Origin of the sequence: Paenibacillus spiritus (assembly GCF_008710135.1) — a bacterium.
Taxonomy (GTDB): domain Bacteria; phylum Bacillota; class Bacilli; order Paenibacillales; family Paenibacillaceae; genus Paenibacillus_AQ; species Paenibacillus_AQ glufosinatiresistens.
The window spans coordinates 229,716-255,607 of sequence record NZ_VYKK01000005.1 but is presented as its reverse complement, the minus strand read 5'-3'; the positions used below and the strand labels follow the sequence as shown (position 1 = coordinate 255,607).

General features: G+C 58.5%; 21 protein-coding genes and 1 pseudogene. All 22 read right to left on the bottom strand.

The window, feature by feature from the left end; genetic code table 11:
* Position 1 precedes the first annotated feature (1 nt).
* The 22 genes and pseudogenes from F4V43_RS05720 to F4V43_RS05615 all read right to left on the bottom strand — a co-directional run bounded on the left by F4V43_RS05720 (position 2) and on the right by F4V43_RS05615 (position 25,828).
* On the bottom strand, positions 2-220 hold the full coding sequence (locus tag F4V43_RS05720) for a YlzJ-like family protein (protein WP_150457279.1): 219 nt from the start codon (positions 218-220) through the stop codon (positions 2-4).
* Positions 217-1,029 carry a ClpP family protease gene (locus F4V43_RS05715; RefSeq protein WP_223879785.1) on the bottom strand — a complete coding sequence of 271 codons (813 nt, stop codon included), beginning with the start codon at positions 1,027-1,029 and terminating at the stop codon, positions 217-219. Before F4V43_RS05715 ends, F4V43_RS05720 begins: the two co-directional genes overlap by 4 nt.
* Positions 1,030-1,229: 200 nt before the next feature.
* On the bottom strand, positions 1,230-2,909 hold the full coding sequence (locus F4V43_RS05710) for a ribonuclease J (protein ID WP_150457278.1): 1,680 nt from the start codon (positions 2,907-2,909) through the stop codon (positions 1,230-1,232).
* A gap of 517 nt (positions 2,910-3,426) precedes the next feature.
* Positions 3,427-4,302: a 4-hydroxy-tetrahydrodipicolinate synthase gene (dapA, locus tag F4V43_RS05705; RefSeq protein WP_150457277.1), complete on the bottom strand. Its 876-nt coding sequence runs from the start codon at positions 4,300-4,302 to the stop codon at positions 3,427-3,429.
* A 15-nt stretch (positions 4,303-4,317) separates the two neighbouring features.
* Positions 4,318-5,538: an aspartate kinase gene (gene dapG, locus F4V43_RS05700; RefSeq protein ID WP_150457276.1), complete on the bottom strand. Its 1,221-nt coding sequence runs from the start codon at positions 5,536-5,538 to the stop codon at positions 4,318-4,320.
* Between the two features lie 97 nt (positions 5,539-5,635).
* Positions 5,636-6,232 (bottom strand): dipicolinate synthase subunit B, encoded by a 597-nt coding sequence (locus F4V43_RS05695; protein ID WP_150457275.1) that lies wholly within the window; start codon positions 6,230-6,232, stop codon positions 5,636-5,638.
* A 6-nt stretch (positions 6,233-6,238) separates the two neighbouring features.
* On the bottom strand, positions 6,239-7,132 hold the full coding sequence (gene dpsA / locus F4V43_RS05690) for a dipicolinate synthase subunit DpsA (RefSeq protein WP_150457274.1): 894 nt from the start codon (positions 7,130-7,132) through the stop codon (positions 6,239-6,241).
* A gap of 184 nt (positions 7,133-7,316) precedes the next feature.
* Positions 7,317-7,763 (bottom strand): dUTP diphosphatase, encoded by a 447-nt coding sequence (dut, locus tag F4V43_RS05685; RefSeq protein WP_191089486.1) that lies wholly within the window; start codon positions 7,761-7,763, stop codon positions 7,317-7,319.
* Positions 7,723-9,012, bottom strand: a complete 1,290-nt coding sequence (locus tag F4V43_RS05680; RefSeq protein ID WP_150457272.1) for a M16 family metallopeptidase — start codon at positions 9,010-9,012, stop codon at positions 7,723-7,725. The genes dut and F4V43_RS05680 overlap by 41 nt, the downstream gene beginning before the upstream one ends.
* Positions 9,013-9,089: 77 nt before the next feature.
* Entirely contained in the window at positions 9,090-10,112 is a 1,023-nt protein-coding gene (locus tag F4V43_RS05675; RefSeq protein ID WP_150457271.1) for a polysaccharide deacetylase family protein, read from the bottom strand.
* Between the two features lie 303 nt (positions 10,113-10,415).
* The gene (pnp, locus tag F4V43_RS05670; RefSeq protein WP_150457270.1) at positions 10,416-12,512 is read right to left on the bottom strand and encodes a polyribonucleotide nucleotidyltransferase; all 2,097 of its coding nucleotides are present in this window, start codon (positions 12,510-12,512) and stop codon (positions 10,416-10,418) included.
* A 202-nt stretch (positions 12,513-12,714) separates the two neighbouring features.
* Positions 12,715-12,984 carry a 30S ribosomal protein S15 gene (gene rpsO, locus F4V43_RS05665; RefSeq protein WP_150457269.1) on the bottom strand — a complete coding sequence of 90 codons (270 nt, stop codon included), beginning with the start codon at positions 12,982-12,984 and terminating at the stop codon, positions 12,715-12,717.
* Positions 12,985-13,161: 177 nt separating this feature from the next.
* The gene (locus F4V43_RS05660) at positions 13,162-14,100 is read right to left on the bottom strand and encodes a bifunctional riboflavin kinase/FAD synthetase (protein ID WP_150457268.1); all 939 of its coding nucleotides are present in this window, start codon (positions 14,098-14,100) and stop codon (positions 13,162-13,164) included.
* A 50-nt stretch (positions 14,101-14,150) separates the two neighbouring features.
* Positions 14,151-15,065, bottom strand: coding sequence for a tRNA pseudouridine(55) synthase TruB (gene truB / locus F4V43_RS05655; RefSeq protein WP_150457267.1), 915 nt, complete (start codon positions 15,063-15,065; stop codon positions 14,151-14,153).
* Positions 15,062-16,039, bottom strand: coding sequence for a DHH family phosphoesterase (locus tag F4V43_RS05650; RefSeq protein WP_150457266.1), 978 nt, complete (start codon positions 16,037-16,039; stop codon positions 15,062-15,064). The genes truB and F4V43_RS05650 overlap by 4 nt, the downstream gene beginning before the upstream one ends.
* A gap of 16 nt (positions 16,040-16,055) precedes the next feature.
* A complete protein-coding gene (rbfA, locus tag F4V43_RS05645) occupies positions 16,056-16,415 on the bottom strand; it encodes a 30S ribosome-binding factor RbfA (RefSeq protein ID WP_150457265.1) in 360 nt (119 codons plus the stop codon).
* Between the two features lie 20 nt (positions 16,416-16,435).
* Complete coding sequence (infB, locus tag F4V43_RS05640) at positions 16,436-19,093, bottom strand: translation initiation factor IF-2 (RefSeq protein WP_150457264.1); 2,658 nt, start codon at positions 19,091-19,093, stop codon at positions 16,436-16,438.
* Positions 19,088-19,412 (bottom strand): annotated as a pseudogene (locus tag F4V43_RS05635) (YlxQ family RNA-binding protein); the annotation flags it as partial. The gene infB and the pseudogene F4V43_RS05635, both read right to left, overlap by 6 nt.
* Complete coding sequence (gene rnpM, locus F4V43_RS05630; protein WP_150457457.1) at positions 19,402-19,716, bottom strand: RNase P modulator RnpM; 315 nt, start codon at positions 19,714-19,716, stop codon at positions 19,402-19,404. The pseudogene F4V43_RS05635 and the gene rnpM, both read right to left, overlap by 11 nt.
* Before the next feature lie 30 nt (positions 19,717-19,746).
* Positions 19,747-20,844: a transcription termination factor NusA gene (gene nusA / locus F4V43_RS05625; RefSeq protein ID WP_150457263.1), complete on the bottom strand. Its 1,098-nt coding sequence runs from the start codon at positions 20,842-20,844 to the stop codon at positions 19,747-19,749.
* Positions 20,845-20,872: 28 nt separating this feature from the next.
* On the bottom strand, positions 20,873-21,334 hold the full coding sequence (gene rimP / locus F4V43_RS05620) for a ribosome maturation factor RimP (RefSeq protein WP_150457262.1): 462 nt from the start codon (positions 21,332-21,334) through the stop codon (positions 20,873-20,875).
* Between the two features lie 165 nt (positions 21,335-21,499).
* Complete coding sequence (locus F4V43_RS05615; RefSeq protein WP_150457261.1) at positions 21,500-25,828, bottom strand: PolC-type DNA polymerase III; 4,329 nt, start codon at positions 25,826-25,828, stop codon at positions 21,500-21,502.
* Between the last annotated feature and the right edge of the window lie 64 nt (positions 25,829-25,892).

Below are 25,892 nucleotides of genomic sequence, written 5' to 3'. Positions count from 1 at the left end.
GCTATCCGAGGCTTGAACCAATGACGGAGCCCGGCGCGAACCGGCTGTCCAGATACAGGTTCAGCGGTCCGGCGAGCAGGCGGACAATCCGGTATTGTCCTTCGGGCAGGGGCTCCGCCTCCATCAGCATCCCTCCGATCTTCAGCTCGCAAAGAGGCGTACCGGGCGCAAGCGCGCCCTCCCAGACCAGATCCATGCTGGCGACGGTATACAGCGTCATTGCGTCAGCCTCCCTTCGGGCATTGCCGCGTCGGCCGCTTGGTTTGAAGCAATCATCGCGTTCAGCTTCGCCAGCGCCTGGCCGATTCCCCCGACTTCATCCATCAGTCCGAATTTCACGGCATCATAGCCGCCCACCGCCGTTCCGATATCCCGGTTCAGCTCTCCCGTCTTGAACATCAGATCTTTGAAGACCTCCTCGCTGATCCGCGAGTGCGAAGTCACGAACCGCACCACCCGCTCCTGCATTTTCTCCAGGTATTCAAACGTCTGCGGAACTCCGATCACAAGCCCGTTCATCCGGATGGGATGAATCGTCATCGTGGCGCTCTCGGCAATAATGGAATAGGTGGAAGCTACGGCAATCGGCACCCCGATGCTGTGGCCTCCCCCCACTACAACCGTTACCGTCGGTTTCGACAGCGAAGCAATCATCTCCGCAATCGCCAGCCCCGCCTCGACATCCCCGCCCACCGTGTTGAGGATCAGCAGTATGCCCTGAACCGTCTTGCTCTGCTCCGCTGCCACCAGCTGCGGGATAATATGCTCATACTTCGTCGTCTTGTTCTGCGGAGGCAGTACGAAGTGACCTTCAATCTGCCCGATGATCGTCATGCAAAAAATATCCGGCTCGCCTCCGAGCACGGCGTTCTGTCCAAATTCCCGCACGGCTCCGGCCGGGCCGGGAACCGAAACTTGCGGAATCGCTCCCGGCACTAAGCCGGGGCCGGGTCCCTCCGGCGCGGGGGCCGGCTCCTCGGCAAGGTAGCGCCGGGCGTTGCCGCTGTCTGCGGCACGGTTGTCCGTCATCTGAACCCACTCCTTCTCCATTGCGTTCTCGGGGTTAGTATGACTATAGACCAAGAGGGTCTATGCACGCGGTCTGAAGGGTAGTACGCGGCAGACAGGCGGAACCGACACACAAAGGCCCTCCCCGCCGGAAAGCGTCCATTTTCCGGAGGAAGGGCCCTGATCTTAACCGTTATTCAGATAGAGTCCTTGAAGGCCCCTTAGACTTCCATGATGATCGGAAGGATCATCGGTCTGCGGCGGGTCTGTTCAAAGAGGAACCGGCCCAGGGAATCCTTAACGCTGGTCTTGAGCGAAGCCCACTCGTTGACCTTCTCGCTCATCAGGCGCTGCAGTGTACTGGATACGATGCGGTTGGCTTCATCGAGGAGGCCTTCCGACTCGCGCACATACACGAAGCCGCGGGAAATGATGTCCGGACCGGATACGATAGCGCCGTTCTGCTTGCTCAGCGTAACGACGACAACGAGGATGCCGTCCTGGGACAGCAGCTTGCGGTCGCGGAGAACGATATTGCCGACGTCGCCTACGCCAAGACCGTCAATCAGCACATTGCCGGAAGTCACCTTGCCGGCGCGGCGGGCCGAACCGTTCTGGATTTCGACCATTTCGCCGATCTCGGTAATAAAGATATTGTCGGGATCCACGCCGACGGATTCCGCCAGCAGGGAATGTCTGCGCTGCATCCGGTATTCGCCATGGATCGGAATAAAGAACTTCGGCTTCATCAGGTTGAGCATCAGCTTGAGCTCTTCCTGGCTGCCGTGACCGGAGACGTGCACGCCGGAATTGGAGCCGCTGTAAATAACGTTGGCGCCCAGGCGGAACAGTTCGTCGATCGTCCGGCCGACATACTTCTCATTGCCCGGAACCGGTGTGGCGGCGATGATGACCGTATCGCCCGGCAGAATGTCCACCTTGCGGTGGCTGGAACGGGCCATCCGGGTAAGGGCCGACATCGGCTCGCCCTGGCTGCCTGTGCAGAGCACGACAACGCGGTTGGCGGCCATGCGGTTCATCTCTTCCGGTTCAATCAGCATGCCGTCCGGCAGATGCAGATAACCCAGCTCGGAAGCGATCGACACTACGTTGACCATGCTCCGGCCGATGACCGTGATCTTGCGGCCGGTCTGTTCAGCGGCATTGACAACCTGCTGAATGCGGTGCACGTTGGAAGCGAAGGTCGCCACCACGACGCGCTGGTCGGCCTTGCGGAAGATATCTTCCAGCACAACGCCCACATTCTTCTCCGAAGGCGTGAAGCCCGGCTTCTCGGCATTGGTGCTGTCGGACATCAGGGCAAGCACGCCCTTCTGTCCAATCTCGGCCATCCGGTGCAGGTTGGCATATTGTCCGTTGACCGGCGTGTGGTCGAACTTGAAGTCGCCGGTGTGAACGACGTTGCCTTCGGGCGTCTCGATGCAGATGCCGACAGAATCCGGAATACTGTGGTTCGTCCGGAAGAAGGTTGCCACCAGGGTGTTCCCCAGCTTCACGACCGAATCCTCATGGATGAGAATGCGCTTCGTCTCGCCGAGCATATTCGCTTCCTTCAGCTTGTTCTCCACCAGACCCAGCGTCAGCTTCGTTCCGTAGACCGGAACGTTCAGATGCTTGAGCACATAAGGCAATCCGCCGATATGGTCTTCGTGGCCGTGCGTCAGCAGAATGCCGCGCACCTTATCGCGGTTCTCCGTCAAGTACGAAATGTCCGGAATAACGATGTCGATACCGAGCATGTCCTCTTCGGGGAATTTAAGCCCGGCGTCCACGACGACGATGTCGTTGCCGTATTGGACGACGTACATGTTCTTCCCGATTTCGCCGACTCCGCCTAATGCGAAGATCGTAAGTTTATCATTGTTGTTTTTTTTGGACAAATGAATCTAACCCTCCTAGTAAATTTGGACGCAAAATATATGGTTGTTTCATGGCTTCCACAATCCAGGCAGCGCTGAACACATCATTGAAACTGCTGATTTCCCTTCAGACACGGGCGAATGCCGTCCGAAACTCCGAAAAAAGATACAACAACGAAAGCCCCCTTGTTCCAAGGAAAGCGATCTCCATTCTTCAAAGCGGACGCTGATGTCAAGCCTGACGCCGAACCCGGCCCATACACTTCCGGTTTCGGGCGCAAATCGGCCCGATAGGCTCTCACCGTGTCCAGTCATGCCGTGTCGCATGACAGAAAATCACTGCATTTTTAATTAACCGCACCCAGTCACTTGCATCCATTATACATGATAAATTTAACAAAAGACAAGTCAGGACCTTCTCTCCGCTATTTTATCCGCAATTGTCTCTCTTTATTTAGGCGCGAAGAGGCCGCCTTCGGGAAGGAAGGCGGCCTCTATAACATTCCGGTTCACCGAATTTACCGGACGTCCGGGCGTTCTATTGAAGGAGTTGACGGATGAATTCGGCTTCCGCTTCGCTGGGGTCCACCAGAGGAAGACGGACGGAACCCACCGTCACGCCGCGCAGCTCAAGCGCATACTTGACGGCGGAAGGGTTCGGCAGCGGCTGGGGACATTCGAACAAGCCCTTGAACAGCGGGAACAGCTCCCGGTGAACCCGGCCCGCCGACGCGATATCCCCCGATATGAAGGATTGGATCATGGCGGACATCTGGGCTCCGGCGATATGGCTGGCGACGCTGATAATGCCGTGCGCGCCTACAGCCAGCATCGGCAGCCCAGCCGCGTCGTCCCCCGAATACACGTGGAACCCGTCAGCGCAGTTCGCCGCAATCAGCGCCACATTGTCGCAGGAAGCGCATTCCTTCGTGGCCACGATTCCCGGTACCCGGGAGAGGCGGACCGTGGTCTCCGGAGACAGGCATACCCCTGTCCGGCCCGGAACATTATACAGAATCAACGGCAGATCACTCTCGGCGGCGACAGCCGAGAAATGACGGTAGAGCCCTTCCTGATTGGGCTTGTTGTAATACGGCACGACCAGAAGCGCCGCATCGACGCCCAGCTGCTCGGCCTGCTTGGTTAAGGCGATCGAGTGTTTCGTGCTGTTGCTGCCTGTGCCCGCTATGACTTTGCAGCGGCCGGCGGCCTTCTTCAGCACAAAGGAAAACATCTCCAGCTTTTCTTCATCGCTCAGCGTAGGCGACTCGCCCGTCGTTCCCCCGACGACAAGTCCCTCCGACTTCTGCTCTTCAATCAGGTAGTCCACCAGGCGCGCGGTCGCCTCCCAGTCAATCTCCCCCTCCTTGTTAAAAGGAGTCACCATGGCTGTTATCAGTCTTCCGAATTCCACTCTGTATTCCTCCCCTTAACGGTGTAGTTCGAATTTGGAATGCAGCGCGCGCAGCGATTGCACCATGTCTTCCTTCTTCACGAGCACCCAGATCGTCGTGTTGGAATCCGCGGATTGCAGAATCTGGATATTCTGCGTACTGAGGGCTTCCACGATCCGGGCCATGATCCCGGGAACGCCGTTGATGCCCCCTCCGATGACGGACACCTTGACGCAGCCCGACAAGCTCTTGGGCCGAAGGCCAAGCTCCTGCAGCGCGGCAATCGCTTTTTCTGAATTGTTGTCAAAGACCGTATAGACGGCGCTGGTTGGGGTCACGTTGATAAAATCGACGCTGATCCCGTTGTCGGCCATCGCCTTGAAGATCTGAAGCTGAACGCCGGAGACGTTCCCGTCCGGGCATTCCACGGAAATCTGGGTGATGTTGTTGACATAGGCAATGCCGGTAACGAACCGGTCCACGATGCCTGGCTGGGCGTCCTTGAAGGCTTCCGGCTGTGTAACCAGCGTCCCTTCGCTCTCCGAGAAGGTGGAGCGGACGCGCACCGGAATCTGCGCCTGCATGGCGATCTCCACGGCTCTGGGATGAATGACCTTCGCTCCCTGGTACGCCATATTGCAGATCTCCGTATAGCTGACAAAACCAAGCGGACGCGCATCCTCGACGATTCGGGGATCGGCGGTCAGAATGCCGTCCACGTCCGTATAAATATCGACCATATCCGCCCGGAGCGCAGCCCCAAGCGCAGTCGCCGAGGTATCGCTGCCGCCGCGGCCCAGCGTCGTGAAGTCGCCTTCTTCCGTCTGTCCCTGGAATCCGGTGACAATGACGACCTTCTGGGCACGCAGTTCACGGAGAATCCGTTCCGGCCGCACATCGAGAATCCGGGCATTGCCAAAGCTGGCATCCGTTAAAAAACCGGCTTGCGCGCCGGTAAGCACTGTGGACGGAACGCCTTCGCTCTCCAGCAATCCGCACAGCGTGGCAGCCGATATAATCTCCCCGCAGCACATCAGCAGGTCCTTCTCCCGTTCCGGAAGCGCATTGCCGTTCTGTACCGCCCAATCCAGAAGCGTGTCCGTCGCATACGGTTCGCCGCGGCGGCCCATGGCCGACACGACGATGACCAGGCTGTGCCCGGCCGCAAGCTCCCGTTTGACATGACGGATGACATGCTCTCTTGCCTGCGGGGTCGACAGCGACGTTCCGCCGAATTTTTGCACCAAAATGCCCATGACTATTCCTCCATTAAGTAAACGAAACAACGGGGTCTCCCTGCCGGTACCCTTAGCGGGCGGCAGGGAGGCTCTTGCTGCCATTCGTGCTGCAAATTTATGCTGAATGAAACCGTTCAATGATCATCGGCTGAAGCTGCACGCCCGACAGGGCGGCATAACAAGCTTCCGGAATCAGGTCCATCCGGGCCACCAGCGAGTTCGGTTTTCCTTGCGGATTATCCTGACCAAACGGAACAAAATAAATATTCTTCGCCACCAGGAGCTTGGCGATATTCGCCGCGTTGAGGCCCAGACCGTCGTTGGTCGAGATCGCCAGTACAACCGGACGCCCGTTGCGCATCTGCGACTTGGCCGCCATCAGGACAGGTCCGTCCGTCATGGCGTTGGCCAGCTTGCTTGTCGTATTGCCCGTGCAGGGCGCAATGGTCAGCACATCCAGAAGCTTCGACGGGCCCAGCGGTTCCGCTTCAACAATTGTAGAAATGATATCATTCCCCGTTATATCTTTCAACTGTTTTAGCCAATTTTGCGACGTCCCGAACCGGGTATCCGTTCCCTTCACCGAAGCCGAGACGATCGGAACGACATTGGCTCCCTCATCCACAAAACGCTGAATTTGCGGCATGACTTCCTCAAAGGTGCAGTGGGAGCCTGTAATGGCGTACCCGACAGTTTTCCCGTGCCAGTTCATGTATTCTCACCCCTCCTGTTCGCGGCTCTCCGCGCGTATGCACTCCACCAGAGCGTTCGCCATGATGATGCCGGCGGTCTTCGGAGCGACAATCCCCGGCAGACCCGGAGCCAGCAGAGCGCGGATGCCTCTCTTCTCGGCATAGCGGAAGTCCGTGCCGCCCGGCGAAGAAGCCAGGTCGATTACACAGGCGTGCGCCGGCAGCTTGGAAATCATCTGCGCATTCAGAATCATCGAAGGAATCGTATTGAACACCAGATCCGCATCCGCCAGATTTCGTCCGAGGTCTTCCGTCATGAACGCCTGCCAGCCCATCTCTTCCGCCCGCGCGTAATGCTCTCTCCGGCGGACTCCAACCCGCACCCTCGCTCCAAGGCCTTGAAGGCTTCTCGCCATCGTAAACCCGGTACGTCCCATCCCCAGCACCACGGCTGCCGAGCCGTGTATGGTAAAATCCGTATTCTGGATCACCATAGCAAGCGCCCCTTCCGCGGTCGGAATGGAGTTATAGATGGCCACATCATCCTGCTCCAGCAGTTCGGTCAGCCGCAGCCCCCGCTCCCGGCAGAGCTTGCGCAGGAACGGCTTTGCCATTCCCGTGTATACCGTGCAGTGGGCCGGCAGCGCCGCAATCTGCTCCGGTCCGATCCGAAGCGGCACCGACGAATACTTGGCTCCGACCTGGCCCTGATCATCGCAGCCGACCACAGGCAGCACCAATGCATCCGCCTCCGACAGCAGGGAATCTGTCAATTCCGCCTTCGCCGCCCCCGGCAGCTGCCCTTCCCAAAGGTCGAATCCGACCGTACTCACGCCGGCGTCCATTTCTACGCATTTGCGAATGATTTCAATTTGTCTTGCATCCCCGCCCAGGAAGACGATCCGGACGCCAGTAAGCATAGGATGACGCTCCTTTCACCACTTACGCTAACGACTCTGGAGCATTGTATGCCGGGCAAGGGCGATGGGTGAATGCGGAAGCGCGGGCAGCCGGTAACCGAACCGGCATTTTTCCATAAAAAAAGCCCGCGCCGCCTGCATGAGCAGGCCCGCCGGGCTTGTCTTTCGCTTGTCTTCCGTCTGTTTAACGGCCGGTATGGCCGAAGCCGCCCGCGCCGCGGGCCGTCTCGTCCAGTTCCTCCACCCAGGCCAGCTCGGTGGGCGGCACCGTCTGGAACACCATCTGGGCGATCCGCTCGCCGCGCTTGACGGTGAACGATTCCTGCCCCAGATTGATCAGGATCACTTTGATCTCGCCGCGGTAATCGGCATCAATCGTCCCGGGCGTATTCAGACAGGTCACGCCGTATTTGATCGCAAGCCCGCTGCGCGGACGGATCTGCGCTTCGAGCCCCTCCGGCATGGCCAGCGCAATGCCGGTCGGAATGAGCGCGCGGGCGCCCGGCGTCAGCGTGACCTCTTCCTCCACGGCCGCGAACAGGTCGTAGCCGGAAGCCTGCTGCGACATTTTGCGCGGCGCCTCCACATCCTCAGAGCCCGGAAGCTTGCGAATTTGCACGTATGGCAACAAGATCATCTCTCCTTACATTGAGAATCGGTTTATCGGAGGTACCCACCATGGCGGCGGCAAGCGGCCGGGCGAACATCCGGTCCAGCAGCGCGTCCACGTCCTTCATGCTCACGTTCTGAATCCGCTCGATCACATCGTCGAGCGATTCGTGCCGACCGAGCATCAGCTCGTTCTTGCCGAGCCGGTTCATTCGGCTGCTGGCGCCTTCAAGCGAGAGAATCAGGCTGCCCTTGAGCTGCTCCTTGCCCTTGCTGAGCTCGTCTTCGGACAAGCCCTTCGCCGCCAGATCGGCCAGCATCTCCTTGGTCAGCTCCAGCACTTCCCGGGTCTGCTTCGGAGCGGTCCCGGCGTAGACCGTGAACAGGCCGCTGTCCGCCTGTGCGCTGTGGTAGGAATAGACCGAGTAGGCCAGGCCGCGCTTCTCGCGAATCTCCTGGAACAGGCGGGAACTCATCCCGCCGCCGATCGTATTGTTCAGCAGCACCATGGCGTATTGAAGCGGATCATCGATGGCGCAGCCGGGCAGCGAGAGACAGATATGGTTCTGCTCCGTTTTTTTGCGCTGAAACAGAAGTTCTCCCTGGAATTCGGGAGGCGTCAGAGCCGCTTCGCTGCCCGGGTTGTCGAATCCGGCAAAATACCGTTCCAGCAGTTGAACGACCGCTTCTTCATTCCCGATGTTGCCTGCCAGGCTGATCACGGTATTCTCCACCGTGTACTGCTTCTTCATATAAGAACGCAGATCATCCGGTCCCATGCCGAGCAGAACGTCCTTCTGTCCGAGAATGGTCATGCCGAGCGGATGGCTGCCGTAAGCGGCCGTGGACATCAGCTCATGCACCAGATCGTCCGGCGTATCCTCGCACATGGAGATTTCCTCCAGAATGACGTTGCGTTCCTTCGCCAGCTCCTCCGGGTCCAGCTGCGACTTGAGAAACATATCGGACAGCACATCCACCGCAATCGGCAGATGCTCATCCAGCACCTTGGTATAATAGCAGGTATATTCCTTAGCCGTAAAAGCGTTGAGATTGCCGCCGATGGCGTCAAACTGCTCCGCAATTCCTTTGGCGTCGAACCGGTCCGTCCCCTTGAACAGCATATGCTCGATAAAATGGGAAATCCCGTTGATGTCCGGCGTTTCGTTGCGCGATCCGGTCTTTACCCAAATGCCGAAGGCGACGGACCTCCCGGTTGGAATATTCTCCATCACGACCCGCAATCCGTTGGACAGTACAATTTTGTTCATTCGGTTCCTCCTGGTTCATGCCATGTTCCTGCTCTCATGAAGAACGGGCTCTACATATCCTATCAAAATCAGGCCGCTCACTCAACCGCATCGTCTTCGGGGCGTTCAGCCGAGAGCGTCTCCGAGACGGTTGCCAGCCGCAGCCCCTTGGCCCGGATGCCGCGGATCATCCCCCGGAGCGCCTGGGAAGATGTATCCGTCGGATGCATCAGAATCAGACTGCCCGGCTCGGCTTTGGACGTGATTTTGGCAACGACGGCGTCGGCGGGCGGATGCCTCCAGTCCACCGTATCGAGCGTCCAGAGCACCGTCTTCAGTCCGAGTCCCTGGGCGATTTCAACCGTCTGCGCATTAAAATCTCCCGAAGGCGGAGCGAACCACTTGTTCTCGACCCCAAGGCTCGACTTCAGCAGATCCTTCGTCTTCGCGATTTCAAGCTGCGCTCTCTCCCGGCTGAGCCGGCTCATATTCGGATGCGTATAGGCGTGGTTCTCCATCTCGTGGCCCCGGTTCTTGATCTCCAGCGCCAGCTCCCGGTTCTTGCTCAGCCAGGTGCCGTCGAGGAAGAACGTCGCCTTCACTTTCTCTTCGTCCAGAATGTCCAGCATCGGCTTAATGAACTCGTTCCCCCACGCCACATTAATCATCAGCGATGCAAAAGGTTTCGCCGGATTGCCGCGGTAGATCGGCTGCGCCCCCAGATCCTCAAGCGAGACTTCCGGCTTGATCTGCCGGAATACGTAAGGAATCTGCTCTCCCGGCTGCAGCACGGATGCCTTCCGGTACGTTGCCTCTACATCGACTTCCCGTCCGTTATACCCGGGTATCGCCTTCCAGACCCGGTCCACCCGGGCATTCAGCGGCTCCTGCCGAAGCTCGGAAGCCTTCCGCTCAATAAGCCGCCGCAGCGGCTCCTTCGGCTCCCCGGTATTCTTCTGCGGCGCCGCAGCCGCCGCAGACGCTCCGCTCCCGCGTTCGTCCGGCGCCTCGCCGTGCACGGCCGCCAGCATATTCCGCACCGGCGGAGCGCTCCGCCCGATGCCGATGACGACGGCCAGACAGGCCAGAACCATCGCCGCCTTATTCACATTTGCTCCCATACTCCAGCTTCCTCCCGCGTACCTCGAATCGCCGGGATTTACCGCTTCTGGCAGGGAAGCGCAGCCGGCGTCTTCCGGCGCGGCCGGCCGGGCCCGCGCAGGACTTTGTCCCATTCTATGAGCGCCGCTGAACGAATATGAGGAGCATTCCATTCCAATAAAAAAGAGCCAGATCGCAAAAGCCTCTGCCTCTTTGCCGTTGCCGGCCGAAGGTCGTCCTTGCGGCCGTCCCCTTCCTGTGAAAGGGACAGCCGCTGACGCAATCGTTATTCACTCTTCATGCGCTGCCGGAACCCGGACAGGTCAAGCCTGCGGTTCAGCAGTGAGCACGGCCTTGCGGGACAGGTTGACCCGGCCCTGCTGGTCGATCTCGGTAACTTTGACCGTCACGGTATCGCCGATCGCCACGACATCTTCCACCTTGCCGACCCGTTCGGTCGAGAGCTGGGAAATATGCACGAGGCCGTCTTTGCCCGGAAGGATCTCGACAAATGCGCCGAATTTCTCGATCCGCTTCACCGTGCCGACATAGATTTCGCCGACGACGACTTCACGTACGATGCCTTCGATAATGCCGCGGGCCTTCTGAATCATCGCTTCATCCGAAGACGAAATGAATACGCGTCCGTCCTGCTCGATGTCGATCTTGACGCCGGTCTCGTCGATGATCTTGTTGATGATTTTGCCCCCGGCGCCGATCACGTCGCGGATCTTGTCCGGGTTGATGTTGATGATAATGATCTTCGGCGCATACGGAGACAGGCTCTCTCTCGGCTTCGAAATGGCTTCCGTCATTTTGCCGAGAATGAACATGCGGCCTTCCTTCGCCTGCTGCAGCGCTTCTTCAAGAATGGAGCGGTCGATGCCGTCGATCTTGATGTCCATCTGAATGGCGGTTACGCCTTCCGCGGTACCGGCCACTTTGAAGTCCATGTCGCCCAAATGGTCTTCCATCCCCTGGATGTCCGTCAGGATCGAGACATGCTCGCCGTCCTTGATCAGACCCATGGCCACACCGGCAACCGGCGCCTTGATCGGAACGCCTGCGTCCATCATCGCCAGCGTGCTGGCGCAGATGCTCGCTTGGGAGGTGGAACCGTTGGATTCCAGCACTTCGGAGACCAGACGAATTGTATACGGGAACTCCGCTTCGTTCGGGATGACCTTCGACAGGGCGCGCTCGCCCAGAGCGCCATGACCGATCTCGCGGCGTCCCGGCGCTCTCAGCGGACGGGCTTCGCCTACGCTGAACGGCGGGAAATTATAGTGGTGCATGAACCGCTTCGTCTCGGCCAGGTCGATGCCGTCGAGAATCTGCACATCGCCGAGCGCTCCCAGCGTACAGATGCTGAGCGCCTGGGTCTGTCCACGGGTGAACAGGCCCGATCCGTGCGTGCGCGGCAGCAGCGACGTATCGCACTCGATCGGACGAATTTCGTCGAGCTTCCGGCCGTCCGGACGCACCTTGTCATGGGTGATGAGCCGGCGGACTTCTTCCTTGACGATATCGTGCAGCACTTCTTTAACATCGGCAATCAGCTCAGGCGTCTCTATGTATTTCTCGGAGAAATACTCGACGGTCTCCGCGTTCACGGCGTCAATGGCATCCTGCCGGGCATGCTTCTCGGCGATACGGACCGCCTGAACCAGCTTCTCGGCCGCAAAATCGCGGACTTCCCGGTTCACATCGACATTCACGGCATGGAGCTTGACTTCCATCTTCTCTTTACCTGCAAGCTTCACCAGTTCTTCGATGACGGCTACAATGTTCCGGATTTCGGCATGTCCGAACATGATCGCTTCCAGCATGATTTCTTCGGGAACCTCGTTGGCTTCCGCTTCCACCATCATGATGGCATCCTTCGTACCGGCCACAACAAGATAGATGTCGCTGGCTTCCTGATGGGCAATCGTCGGATTGATGACGAACTCGCCGTTCACCCGACCGACCACCACGCCGCCGATCGGGCCGCTGAACGGCACATCGGAGATGCTGAGGGAAGCGGAGGTGCCGATCATCGCGGCGATCTCCGGCGAGCAGTCCTGATCCACGCTCATGACGAGATTCAGCACCTGTACATCATTGCGGAATCCTTCCGGGAAGAGCGGACGAATCGGACGGTCGGTCAGACGGCTGGAGAGAATCGCCTTCTCGCTCGGTCTGCCTTCACGCTTGATGAAGCCGCCGGGAATTTTGCCCACCGCGTAGAGACGTTCTTCATAATTGACGGTAAGCGGGAAAAAGTCGAGATCCTTCGGCTCTTTTGAAGCGGTTACGGTGCAGAGCACCGAAGTATCGCCGTAACGAACCATCACGGCTCCGTTCGCCTGCTTGGCGAGACGGCCTGTCTCCAGCACCAGCGTTCTTCCGCCAAGCTGCATTTCAACACGTTGTTCCATAAAACCCCTCCTTGAATTGGGCTTGTTCCTTGATGTTCTCGTCTTCTATGGAAAAAAGCCGCCGCAGGCGGCGGCTGACCAGCCTTTGGGCATCACTCTGATTATCCCCAAATTTTTAAAAAGCAACCCGGCGACCCGCTGACGCTTCAAGGAAGCACATACGGTATACAACCAGGCTGCTTTAGGGGTAAACGTATGATGATTAGCGACGCAATCCAAGTTTCTCGATCAGGGCGCTATAGCGTCTAACGTCCTTGTTCTTCAGGTACGCCAACAGCTTACGGCGCTGACCTACCATCTTCAACAATCCGCGGCGGGAATGATGATCCTTCTTGTGCGTACGCAGGTGGTCGGTCAAGTTCGTAATGTTCTCAGTCAGGATCGCGATCTGCACTTCAGGAGATCCGGTATCGGATTCATGCGTTCTGTGCTCTTCGATCAGCTGATGCTTCCGTTCTTGAGTCAATGCCACTCTGTTCACCTCCTTCTCTATAATCGCCTGTGGCCTCGTCGCCGTCGGTGAAGCTCGTACAACCAAGCCAAGGTTATCGTCAGCGGCAAAAAGCCGGCAACGTTTAACAGTATAGCATTATGCGCGGCAAAAGTAAAACAAATTGGCGTCTCCCGCAGCCAAATTTCTTCATCCTCTTCAGCGGAGCTGCTGCCGGGCCACCTCGGCATCGGCGCCGATCTGGCGAATCAGCGCGTCCACCGAATCGAACTTGCGCTCGGGACGGATGAACGAGATCAGCTCCACTTCCATTTCACGGCCGTACAGGTCCCCTTCGAAGTCGAACAAATGCACCTCAAAGCTCGGTTCCAGCGCCTGTTCGTGAAAGGTCGGCTTGACTCCGACATTCATGACTCCGTCCAGCCGCCGGCCGTCAATTCCGGCCCGCACCGCATAGACGCCCGTTGCCGGAATGACATAGCGGTCCTCCAGCTTCACGTTGGCCGTTGGAAAACCGATGGTCCGTCCGCGCTTCTCGCCGTGCGCGACCGTCCCCCGGATCCGGTAGGGCCGTCCGAACCAGGCATTGGCGGTCTCGATGTCGCCTTCCTGCAAGGCTCTGCGGATGCCGGAGCTGCTGACCTTGACGCCGTCCAGAAGAAACGGCGGCGCGGTCTCGACCTGCATCCAGCCTTCTCCAAGGCGCTGCAGCATCTCGGCGTCGCCTTCGCCCTTGTAGCCGAAGCGGTAGTCGAACCCGACTACCGCGGCGGAGAGGCGCAGCGGCCGGAGCATTTCGTCTACGAACTGCTCCGGACTGATCCGGGACAACGGCTCATCGAATTCCAGAATGTACAGGACATCGATGCCCATATCCGCCAGCAGCTCGCGCTTGTCGCGCGGCGGCGTCAGGTATCCGTCGTAATTTCCCTTGCCCATCACATCTTTGGGATGCGGATGAAAGGTGATGACCGCGCATGGCAGCCCCTCCCTGCGCGCACGCGCAACAGCGGCGGCAATTACGCTGGCATGTCCGCGATGAAGGCCGTCGAACTGACCCAGCGCTGCGATCTGGAGTCTTCCCCATTCTCCGGCCGCCTCCGCCGATAACGGGAAGCTTAACATTACGGTTCTCACGTTGCTCCTCACCTGCAATTCACATAGGTTCTTATAAGTTCACGGTTTCTTTAATTGAATACTTTTACCGGAGCGATGGCCCCGCTCTCTTCGCGTTCAAAGATGCCCAGGAATTCGCCCTTTTCGTCGTACAGCCGAATCGGACCGGATGCTCCGACCTCCGGCGCCACAAAACGCGCAGCCAGCCGCTGCCCCTGAAGAGCCGCCTTGCGCTTCTCTTCCATGACCCGGTGCTCCGGAAGATGGGCAATGGCCTGATCCGCCGGAATCAACGCCTCCTGCAGGTCTCCGCGCTCCATGCGGGCAGCTATCTGCTCGAGCGTCAGACACCGGTCCAGCGTAATGCCGCCGGACCGCGTCCGCTCCAGCTTCACCATGGCCGCCGGCACCGAGAGCGCCCGGCCGATATCCACGCACAGCGTCCGGATATAGGTTCCTTTGGAACAGAGCGCCCGGAAGGCTACGTCACGGTGCCGCCCATCCGGCGTCGGCGTCATTCCCAGCATTTCAATTTCGTAAATCTCGACTTCCCGGCTCTTGCGCTCCACTACCTTGCCTTCCCGGGCAAGTTCATAGAGCCGTCTTCCGTCCACCTTGACCGCCGAGTACATGGGAGGAACCTGGGAAATGACGCCGCGGAAGCGCTCGAGCGCCCCGCGCACTTCTTCCTCGGTCACCCGAATATCTTCCTCCGACTCGGTCAGAGCTCCGGTCAGGTCTTCGGTGTCGCTGCTGACCCCAAGCCGAAGAACGGCGACATACTCCTTCGGCAGATCCTGAATATATTCGACCACCCGGGTTGCTCTGCCGAGACAAAGGGGGAGAACGCCGGTTACCATGGGGTCCAGCGTCCCGGTGTGGCCGATTCGTTTCATACCAAGCAGGCGGCGCGCCCGGGATACGACATCATGGGAGGTCATGCCTGCTGGCTTGTGGACGGCCAATACGCCTTCCAGTTCCGTCATAATCTCCGGTTGACCTCCTCCAGAACCTGCTCGACCGCCTGTTCTACCTTCATTTCAAGGCGGGCTCCCGCTGCCCGTGTGTGGCCGCCTCCTCCGAAGACCTGGGCCAGTGCCGCCACGTCCACTCTTCCTGCTGAACGCAGGCTGACCTTGACGGCGCCGTCATGAATGACCTTGAAGAGGAGTCCCACTTCCACGCCCTGAATATTGCGCGGATAGTTCACGATTCCTTCCAGGTCCTCATTGGCCGCTCCGCACTCTTCCATGTCCTTCGGGGTGACGACTACCCAGGCGATGTCTCCGCGGGGAGACATCTGCAGCGTATTCAGCGCTCTCGTCAGCACCCTCATCTGGGGAAGCGTCATCTCCTCCAGCAGGGTCTCGGCCAGTTCCGGGCCGTTCACGCCCATTTCAAGCAGCTTCGATACCGCCGCCATTACCTTCGGCGAAGTATTGGAGTATCTGAACCCTCCCGTATCCGTCAGCAGGCCGGTGTAGATGGCCGTCGCAATCTCTTTATCCCAAGCTGCCCCGAATTCATTCAGCAGATCGAACAGAATCTCCGCGGTTGCCGCAGCGTCGGGCTTGATCAGCGTAATCTCCCCGTATCCGTTGTTGGTTGGATGATGGTCAATGTTCACGATCCGCGCATCCTCGGCGAACAGCCGCTGGGTCCCGCCGACGCGCTGGAAATCCGCACAATCGACGCAGATGACATGGCTGAACTTGCGGTCGGGCTGCGAAACGGACATATCGAGAATCTCACCGGCATGCCACAGATAACGCATGCGCGCCGGAATCGGGCCTTCGTTGATCATAACGTATTTCTTGCCCAGACATGAGAGAAGCCAGCCCACCGCTAGGGTGGAGCTGACTGCATCTCCGTCCGGCTGAACATGCGACACTATCAAATAATCGTCGTGTTCCAGCAGAAACTCGCGGGTCTGCCGGAGACATTGTTCGTAGCTCTGCATTCGCCGTCTCCTTTAATTAAGACTCCTTCTCATCCGTTCGGCCGATCTCTCCGAGCAGCTTCTCGATCCGGCTGCCGTAGGCAACCGATTCGTCGAACTTGAAGATCAGCTCCGGCGTATGCCGGAGGCGGATCACTTTGCCCAGTTCGGATCTCAGAAAGCCGTTCGCCTTCTCAATTGCCTTCAGGGAAGCAGCCTTCTGCTCGTCGCTGCCGAATACGCTGAGATAGACTTTGGCCTGGGACAGATCATTGGTCACATCAACGCCGGTTACGGTAACGAAACCGACCCGAGGATCCTTCAACTCTTTCTGGATCAGGAGACTGAGCTCTTTCTTGATCTGCTCGCCAACCCGCTCCGCTCTGATCTTGGACATGTTATTGTCACCTCTTGTCTTTAGCGCTCGACGGATTCCATAACGAACGCTTCGATAATGTCACCCACCTGGATGTCGTTATAGCGTTCCAAAGTTATGCCGCATTCATAACCCTGCGCCACTTCTTTGGCATCATCCTTGAAGCGTTTCAGGGAATCAATCTTGCCCTGGAAGACGACGATGCCGCTGCGGATAAGGCGAAGCTCGGCGTTGCGCGCGATCTTGCCGTCGATAACCATACAGCCCGCAATCGTGCCGACTTTGCTGATCTTGAACATGTTGCGCACTTCGGCGTGGCCGATGACGTTCTCTTTGAATACCGGATCGAGCATGCCCTTCATGGCCTGTTCGATCTCTTCGATTACATTGTAGATGATGTTGTGGAGACGAACATCCACCTTCTCCTGCTCGGCCGCCGCCTTGGTCTGGGCGTCCGGACGAACATTGAAGCCGATGACAATGGCATTCGATGCCGCGGCCAGCGTAATATCGGATTCCGTAATGGCTCCCGCTCCGCTGTGAATAATCTTGACGCGCACGCCTTCCACTTCGATCTTGGCCAGCGAGCTCTTCAGCGCTTCAACCGACCCTTGAACGTCGCCCTTGATAATGACGTTCAGGTCCTTGATTTCGCCGTCCTTGATATGCTTGAACAGGTCGTCCAGCGTGACGCGGCTGTTCGTATTCAGCTCCGACTGGCGCTGCGTAATCGCACGCTTGTCGGCGATGGAGCGGGCCTTCCGCTCATCCTCGAATACCATGAACGGATCGCCGGCTCCCGGTACTTCGGTCAGACCGGTGATCTCGACCGGAGTCGAAGGACCGGCTTCCTTCAGGCGGCGTCCCTTGTCACTGACCATAACCCGGATGCGGCCAAAGCAGTTGCCGGCGACAAAAGCATCGCCCACATGCAGCGTACCGTGCTGGACGAGAATCCGAGCCACCGGTCCGCGGCTCTTGTCGAGCTCGGCTTCGATGACCGTACCGCGCGCCCGCTTGTTCGGGTTGGCTTTGTACTCGTTGACTTCCGCAACGAGCAGAATCATTTCAAGCAGTTCCTCCAGACCGATGCGCTGCTTGGCGGAGACGTTGACGAAGATCGTATCGCCGCCCCACTCTTCCGGAACGAGCTCGTAGTTCGTCAGTTCCTGCTTCACGCGGTCCGGATCGGCGCCCGGCTTATCAATCTTGTTGACCGCTACGATAATCGGCAGTCCGGCGGCCTTGGCATGGTTAATCGCTTCGACCGTCTGCGGCATCACGCCGTCATCGGCTGCAACGACGATAATCGTCATATCGGTAACCTGCGCACCGCGGGCACGCATGGCCGTGAAAGCTTCGTGGCCCGGCGTATCGAGGAAGGTAATCTTCTTATGGTTGATCTCCACCTGATAAGCGCCGATATGCTGCGTGATGCCGCCGGCTTCGCCGCCGGTCACGTTCGTCTTGCGGATCGCATCCAGAAGAGTCGTCTTGCCGTGGTCAACGTGACCCATGATCGTGACGACCGGAGGACGAGACACCAGATCTTCTTCAGCGTCGTTCTCTTCTACCGTCTCGAACCGGTCTTCTTCAACCGGAATCTTGACTTCCACTTCTACGCCGAATTCGCCGGCGAGCAGCTGGATGGTATCAATATCCAGTTCCTGGTTGATGGTCGCCATAACGCCCATCAGAATCAGCTTCTTGATAACCTCGGAAGCATCCTTGTGCAGCAGCTTGGCGGTCTCGCCGACCGTCATCTCGCCGCGGACAATAATCTTCTTCGGTGTATTGTCAATCTTCTCCCGGCGTTCCCCCGAGTACTGATTCCGGCCGCGCTGGTTCTTGCCGCCGCGGTTGTTGCCGCCGCGGAAGCCGCCCTTGCCGTCTTCAAAGCGCTTCGAGTTGCCGTTCTGGCGGTTGTTGCCGCTGCCGTTGCCGCCTCTGCGGTTCCGGTCATTGCTGCCTGCGCCGCCGCCCTGTGCAGCCGGACGGGAATCGCCCGGGCGTGCTCCGCCGCCCTGGCCTTGCGGACGGCTGCCGCCGCCTGTGCGGGGGCCGCTCTGGCCGCCTTGGCCCTGCGGACGCGGTGCTCCGCCGCCCTGGCCTTGCGGGCGTCCTTCACCGCTGCGGTTGCCGCCTTGGCCGCCTTGGCCGCCTTGGCCCTGCGGACGGTTGCCGCCCGGACGGTTCTGGCCGCCCTGGCCTTGCGGACGGCTGCCCTGGCCGCCTTGGCCCTGCGGACGGCTCTGGCCGCCGCTTTGACCCTGCGGACGTCCGTCCTGGCGGGGTGCGCTGCCTTGACCCTGAGGGCGGGAGCTGTTCGAACTGGAAGTACGGCGGTTATCCTGGCCGCCTTGCGGACGTTGTGACGTTGTCGATGAGTTGTTCGGTTTACTGTTCATACCTACCTGCTTTTCATTTTGATTTTTGTTGGCACTCTGGCTATCGGCGGCAGCGCTTGTCTGAACCGGCCGGCTTGCGGCCGAGTTCTCGCGCTTGGCCGCCGCATTGCTTTTGACATCTTTGAAGAATTGCTCCACTTTGGAGACGGAGTCGTTCTCCATTACGCTCATATGGTTATTCACAGGGACGTTGAGCCGCTTCAGGATGGTGATAATTTCTTTGCTGCTCATGTTCAGCGACTTGGCATATTCATAAACACGCAATTTGTCCTTATTATCCTGTTTAGTCAATAACTCCACCTCCGACATTGTCTCCTAGCTGTCTGGAGATCATGTTCGCGAATCCCTGATCGGTAACGGCGATGACGACACGGCTTTCTTTGCCGATCGCTTCGCCAAGGGTATCGCGGCTAGCCCCGATCACCAGCGGAATATCGTAGGTCCCGCACTTATCGCGGAACTTCTTGTGCGTATTCTCCGAAGCATCCTCTGCCAAGATTACAAGCTTCGCTTCTTTGGAGCGGATGGCCTTCAGTACGATTTCATCGCCCGTCTGCACCTTGCCGGCGCGCATGGCGAGTCCCAGATTGGAGAGCGCTCTATTCGTCATCATCATCCGGCCCTTCCTTGGCGGCGAGGAACCGGTCCTCCACTTTGATGAAATCCCGCATCAGCTGCTCGTAGATTTCAGGCCCCACCGTGGTTTTGAGCGCCCGGTCCAGCGCCTTGTTCTTCTGGGCCAGCCGGAAGTATTCCAGCTTGCCGCAAATATAGGCGCCCCGTCCGGACTTTTTGCCGGTAAGATCAATCAGCACTTCGCCCTCCGGCGTACGCACAATCCGGATCAGCTCTTTCTTGGGCATCATTTCCTGGCTCGCCACACATTTGCGCAGCGGAACCTTCTTCTGCTTCACCATGATTCTAGCACCGCCTCTTCCTGGAACTTAGTCGATCGAGACGGAATCCTGAGGCATTTCATCGCCAGGCGTCTTCGGTCTGCCGAATTCCTGCTCCGCCTGGGTCTCGCTCTTGATGTCGATCTTCCAGCCGGTCAGCTTGGCGGCCAGGCGGGCGTTCTGTCCTTTGATGCCGATCGCCAGCGAGAGCTGGTAATCCGGCACGATGACGCGGGCCATCTTCTCTGCCTCGAACACCTGCACCTCCAGCACCTTGGAAGGGCTGAGCGCATTGGCTACATATTCCTCCACCGATTCCGAATAACGGACGATGTCGATCTTCTCGCCCCGAAGTTCCGTGACGATGGTCTGCACGCGCGTTCCTCTCGGACCGACGCAGGAGCCGACCGGATCGACTTCCGCATTGCGGGAGTAGACGGCAATCTTGGAGCGGAAGCCGGCTTCGCGGGCAACGGACCGAATCTCGACCACGCCGTCGAAGATTTCCGGAACTTCAAGCTCGAACAGACGTTTCAGCAGGCCGGGATGGGTACGGGAGAGCAGAATCTGCGGCCCCTTGGTCGTGTTCTCCACCTTGGTAATGTAAGCCTTGATCCGTTCGCCGTGCTTGAATTTCTCTCCGGGCATCAGCTCGGTCAGCGGGAGCACGGCTTCAATCTTGCCGAGATCCACATAAATATTGCGAAGGTCCTGGCGCTGCACGAGACCGGTCACAATATCCTCTTCCTTGTCGATAAAAGCGTTATAGATAAGGCCGCGCTCGGCTTCGCGAATACGCTGCGTCACAACCTGCTTGGCGGTCTGGGCGGCAATCCGTCCAAAGTCCCGCGGTGTGACTTCAAGTTCCGCCACATCTTCCAGCTGAAAATGCGGGTTGATCTCCCGGGCCGCCGGCAGGGAAATCTCGGTGCGGGAATCCAGCACCTCTTCCACGATCAGCTTGCGCGCGAACACCTTGATGACGCCCGTATTGCGGTTCATATCTACGCGCACGTTCTGCGCGGCGTTGAAGTTTCGCTTGTAGCTGGAGATCAGCGCAGCTTCGATGGCCTCGAACAGCACATCCTTGCTGATACCTTTCTCTCTTTCCAGTTCATTCATAGCTTCGATAAAATCCATACTCATGAAAAATCCGGTCCCCCTTTCAAGTACGTTAGAAAATAATCGCCAATCGCGCGCTGGCAACTTTGGCATACGGAACAGTGTGCTGCTTCTTGCCCGCGGAGATAAGCAGTTCCTCATTCTCGAACGACAACAGCCGGCCCTCGAATTCCTTCAGACCGCCGATCGGCTCATAGGTCGTAACAAATACATCCTTGCCGACCGCCTTGCGCACATCGTCGGCCTTCTTCAGCGGCCGCTCCGCCCCGGGCGAAGATACCTCCAGAAAATAGGCGCCCTCGATCGGATCGTTCTCGTCCAGCTTGGCGCTCAGGTATTCGCTGATCACGCCGCAGTCGTCGATGTCGATGCCGCCTTCCTTGTCCACAAATACACGCAGAAAGTAATTGGAGCCTTCCTTGACATACTCTACGTCAACCAGCTCGAAACCGTTGTCGTCCAGGTAGGGTTTCAGCATTTCTTCGACCGTACCTTTAATTTTGGATGTGCTCAAATGAAAATAACCTCCACGAACTCGTAAATTCTGGCATTTCAAAGCTAAAGAGTGGGTTTCCCCACTCTCTCGCAAACGGACTTATCTCATTATTACCAAGAAAAATTATACCATAGCGAGGGCAAGACTGACAAGTGGCGAACCTTGACCGTACCTTCGCGCCGGTTAAAAGAGCGACAGCTGGTTGCTCTCCGGCAGACCGCGGAAGCAGCCCATATTCGTCAGCATCTCCACGATCGTCTTGCTCGCCTTCGACCGCTGCTGGAAATCCTCAATCGACAGGAATTCCCCGCCGTCCTTGGCGGCGGCGATATTGCGCGCCGCGTTGTCGCCGATGCCGGCCATCGCCGAGAAGGGCGGAATCAGGCTGTCGCCGTCGACGGTGAAGCGGGTCGCATCCGAACGGTACAGATCAAGGCTTTTGAAGGTAAAGCCCCGGGCGGTCATCTCCAGCGCCATCTCCAGAATCGGCAGCAGCGCCTTCTCTTTCGGCTGGGCCTGGAAGCCCTTCTGCTCTATTTCAATTATGGCCTTGAGAATCGCGTCGTATCCCTTGCAGCAGAGCTCAATATCGAAATCCGCCGCACGCACGGAGAAATAGGTCGCATAATACTCGATCGGGTAATACAGCTTGAAATAAGCGGTCCGGACGGCCGAGATGACATAAGCGGCGGCGTGGGCCTTCGGGAACATGTACTGGATCTTGAGGCAGGAATCAATGTACCACTGCGGCACTTTGCACTTCTTCATCTCGTCGATCCATTCCGGTGTAAGACCCTTGCCTTTGCGGACGCTCTCGGTGATCTTGAAGGCGAGACCCGCATCCATGCCCGCCTTGTAGATCAGATAGAGCATAATGTCGTCGCGGCAGCCGATTACGGTCTTGATGTTGCAGGTTCCGTTCTTAATCAGTTCCTGCGCATTGCCGAGCCAGACGCCCGTTCCGTGCGACAGTCCCGAAATCTGCAGAAGGTCGGCAAAGCTCGACGGCTTCGACTCCACCAGCATCTGGCGGACGAACTTCGTCCCCATCTCGGGAACGCCGTAGGTGGCGACGGGAGTGCGGATCTGCTCCGGCGTCACGCCAAGCGCTTCCGTCGAGTTGAACAGGCTCATCACCTTCGGGTCGTTCATCGGAATCGATGTCGGGTCCACCCCGGTGAGGTCCTGGAGCATACGCATCATGGTCGGATCGTCATGTCCCAGTATATCGAGCTTCAGCAGGTTCGAATCGAAAGCGTGATAGTCAAAATGGGTCGTCTTCCACTCGGCGTTCACATCGTCCGCCGGGTACTGCACCGGCGTGATATCTTCGACCTCCATGTAATCCGGAACGACGACGATGCCGCCGGGATGCTGGCCGGTGCTGCGCTTGACGCCCGTACAGCCGGCCGCAAGCCGGCTCAGCTCCGCTCCGCGCCAGCGCTTGTGGTGGTCTTCTTCGTACTTCTTGGCGAAGCCGTACGCAGTCTTCTCGGCCACGGTGCCGATGGTGCCGGCGCGGAATACGCTTTTCTCCCCGAACATGACCTTCGTGAAGTTGTGCGCCTGCGGCTGGTATTCCCCGGAGAAGTTAAGGTCGATATCGGGAACCTTGTCTCCCTTGAAGCCGAGGAACGTCTCGAACGGAATGTCCTGGCCCTCGCCCTTGAGCATGCCGCCGCAGTCCGGACACAGCTTGTCCGGCAGATCGAACCCGCTCGGAACGCTCCCGTCCAGGAACCACTCGCTGTACCGGCAGTCGGCGTTGCGGCAAATATAGTGCGCCGGCAGCGGGTTCACCTCGGAGATGCCGAGGAAGGTCGCCACGACCGAAGAGCCTACGGAACCGCGGGAACCGACCAGGTAGCCGTCGCGGTTCGACTTTTTGACGAGCCGTTCCGAGATCAGGTAGTTGGCGGAGAAGCCGTACTTGATAATCGGCTCCAGTTCCTTCTCCAGCCGGGCCACGACGACTTCAGGCAGCTCCTCGCCATAGATCGAACGCGCCGTCTGGTAGCAGGTATCGCGAATCTCCTGCTCCGCCCCTTCAATGTTGGGGGTGAACAATTCGGACGGGAACAGCGGATAATCCTCGAATCGGTCGGCAAGCGCCACCGTATTGTCCACGACGACCTCCATCGCCTTCTCCGCACCCAGAAAAGCAAACTCCTCCAGCATCTCGTCCGTTGTCCGGAAATGGGCATCCGGCTTGCGCTGGTCCTTCAGCGGGCTGAAGCCGGTGATTCCATGAATCGTAATGTCGCGGAACAGCTTGTCCCGCGGGTCCAGATAATGGACATTGCCGGTGGCAATGACCGGCTTGTTCAGCTTCTCGCCGATGTCGCATACCCGCCGCACGCAGTCTCGAAGCTCATCGGGGCTTGCGACGAAGCCCTTGTCCACCAGATGCATGTACATGGTCAGAGGCTGAATCTCCAGCACGTCGTAGAAGGCGGCGACTTCGATCGCCTCTTCCACCGATTTGTTCAGGACCGCCTCGAAGAACTCGCCGCGCTCGCAGCCGGAAATCACCAGCAGCCCTTCCCGCAGCTCTACAAGCTTGGAGCGGGGAATGCAGGGCACCCGTTTGAAGTATTCGGTGTGGGAGAGAGAAATCAGCTTGTACAGATTCTTCTTCCCGACCGCGTTCAAGGCATAGATGCCGCAGTGGAACGGCCGCGTATTGGACAGATCCTTGCCGACATAATCGTTCAGCCGATCCAGCATCGTCAGTCCCTTCATTTTCTCGGCATCGGCCAGCAGGCCGTTCAGAATGCCGCCGAGCGCCACGGTGTCGTCCACCGCCCGGTGATGGCTCTCCAGCAGCACTTTGTATTTGTCTGCCAATGTGTTCAGCCGGTGGTTCTTCATATTCGGATGCAGCAGCCGCGCCAGCTCCAGCGTATCCAGGAACGGGTTGGTCATCTGCGGCTTGCCGTGCTTGGCCAGCATGGCCTGAATGAAGCCCATATCGAACCGGGCGTTGTGCGCAACGAGCACCGCATCCCCGGCAAAAGCGGTGAATTCGTCCAGCACCGGCGCAATGTCCGGGGCATCCTTGACCATTTCGTCCGTAATGTTGGTCAGCTGCTGAATATGATACGGAATCTTCTCATGCGGGTTCACGAACGTCGTATAGCGGTCAATCTCCTGCCCGCCCTGCATCTTCACGGCTGCAAGTTCGGTAATGTTGTTGCGGGTAATCGAAAGACCCGTGGTCTCGATGTCGAAGACGACATAGGTTGCCGTCTTCAGGTCCAGCGGCTGCGGATTCTCCACGACCGCGACGGAGTCGTTGACCACATTGGCCTCCACGCCGTACAGCATTTTGATGCCGTTCTTCTTCGCCGCCTTGGCGGCTTCCGGATAACACTGCACCCCGCCGTGGTCGGTCACGGCGATGGCGGGATGTCCCCACTTGGCTGCCGTCTTGATGTAGACGTCGATCGGCGTTACCGCGTCCATCGTGCTCATCGCACTGTGCAGATGGAATTCCACCCGCTTGCGCTCGGCGTTGTCCTTGCGGACCGGCGGAGCCGATACTTCCGCCAGGTCCGACGGAATCATGACAAGCTCCGGCGTCTGCATGAACCGGTCATACTCGACACGGCCGCGCGCCTTGATCCATTTGCCGTTGGCCAGCTGGCCCATGACCTTCAAATCTTCCTTGTTCTTGGCGAACAGCTTCATTTGCAGCGAATCGGTAAAATCAGTAACGAAGAAGGTGAACAGCGTGCTTCCGTTGCGGAGCTCCTTGCTGTCCAGTCCGAAGATCGTTCCCTGAACGGTAATCTTCTTCTCCTCATCCTGAAGCTCGACAAGCGGAACCGGCGGCTCTTTAATGTCATAGCCGATCAGGAGCGGCACCGCCTCGGCACCGTCCGCCGCTTCCGCCAGTTCGTCAGCTTCGCGTGCCATCGTCATCATCTGCTCGATGTATTCGCGCTCTTCGCGCTGAAGCTTCTGTTGGAATTCCTCGAAGACTTCAGTCGGGTTCGCCGTCTCGGCCTGGTCAATCTTCACCTTCAGCGGCAGATCAAAATAGCGGGAATAGAACGTGATGATGGCCTTGTCAATCTCTTTCTTGCGGGCCAGCTCCAGCGACATGCCGTCGCTCATGCTCAAATGCAGCGTCTCGCCCTCGAGCGTCTGCGAGGAACGGGCCAGCCATCCGCTCGAAGACGGAATCTTCCGCTGTACCCACTCCTGGAACAGCCCCCAGTATTCCTGCACGATGTCGGCTCGGCTCACGGCCTCCCCGTACCGGAACAAGAAGCTGACCTGGGCGATATGCGACAGACGTTCCCGGATGCGCAGACTGAACGTGCGGTACGCCTGTGCGGGCACCAGAGCCGGTTTGACGACGACGACATGCCAGTCCCGGTTGCCCCGGCTGATCTCTACCCGCTCAATATAGCCATCCGTAAAGTGCTCGTCAATCAGAGCCGGCGGCAGCTCGCCCTGTCTCATCAGCAGCTCGAACCGTTTGCGTTGTTCCCCGTTGTGCTCCATGCTTCCTCCTGCCTTTGTCTGAAACTATCCTCTCGCCTGGTACCGGCCTGTATCTATTACACCG

Coding starts and splice junctions, on each gene's coding strand:
- rbfA (WP_150457265.1), bottom strand. CDS start 16,415: ATGTCCAAGATCAGAGCGGAGCGGGTTGGCGAGCAGATCAAGAAAGAG.
- nusA (WP_150457263.1), bottom strand. CDS start 20,844: ATGAGTATGGATTTTATCGAAGCTATGAATGAACTGGAAAGAGAGAAA.
- F4V43_RS05695 (WP_150457275.1), bottom strand. CDS start 6,232: ATGAACTGGCACGGGAAAACTGTCGGGTACGCCATTACAGGCTCCCAC.
- F4V43_RS05615 (WP_150457261.1), bottom strand. CDS start 25,828: ATGGAGCACAACGGGGAACAACGCAAACGGTTCGAGCTGCTGATGAGA.
- dpsA (WP_150457274.1), bottom strand. CDS start 7,132: ATGCTTACTGGCGTCCGGATCGTCTTCCTGGGCGGGGATGCAAGACAA.
- dapG (WP_150457276.1), bottom strand. CDS start 5,538: ATGGGCATTTTGGTGCAAAAATTCGGCGGAACGTCGCTGTCGACCCCG.
- F4V43_RS05680 (WP_150457272.1), bottom strand. CDS start 9,012: ATGAACAAAATTGTACTGTCCAACGGATTGCGGGTCGTGATGGAGAAT.
- F4V43_RS05715 (WP_223879785.1), bottom strand. CDS start 1,029: ATGACGGACAACCGTGCCGCAGACAGCGGCAACGCCCGGCGCTACCTT.
- F4V43_RS05650 (WP_150457266.1), bottom strand. CDS start 16,039: ATGCAGAGCTACGAACAATGTCTCCGGCAGACCCGCGAGTTTCTGCTG.
- truB (WP_150457267.1), bottom strand. CDS start 15,065: ATGACGGAACTGGAAGGCGTATTGGCCGTCCACAAGCCAGCAGGCATG.
- pnp (WP_150457270.1), bottom strand. CDS start 12,512: ATGGAACAACGTGTTGAAATGCAGCTTGGCGGAAGAACGCTGGTGCTG.
- F4V43_RS05675 (WP_150457271.1), bottom strand. CDS start 10,112: ATGGGAGCAAATGTGAATAAGGCGGCGATGGTTCTGGCCTGTCTGGCC.
- F4V43_RS05720 (WP_150457279.1), bottom strand. CDS start 220: ATGACGCTGTATACCGTCGCCAGCATGGATCTGGTCTGGGAGGGCGCG.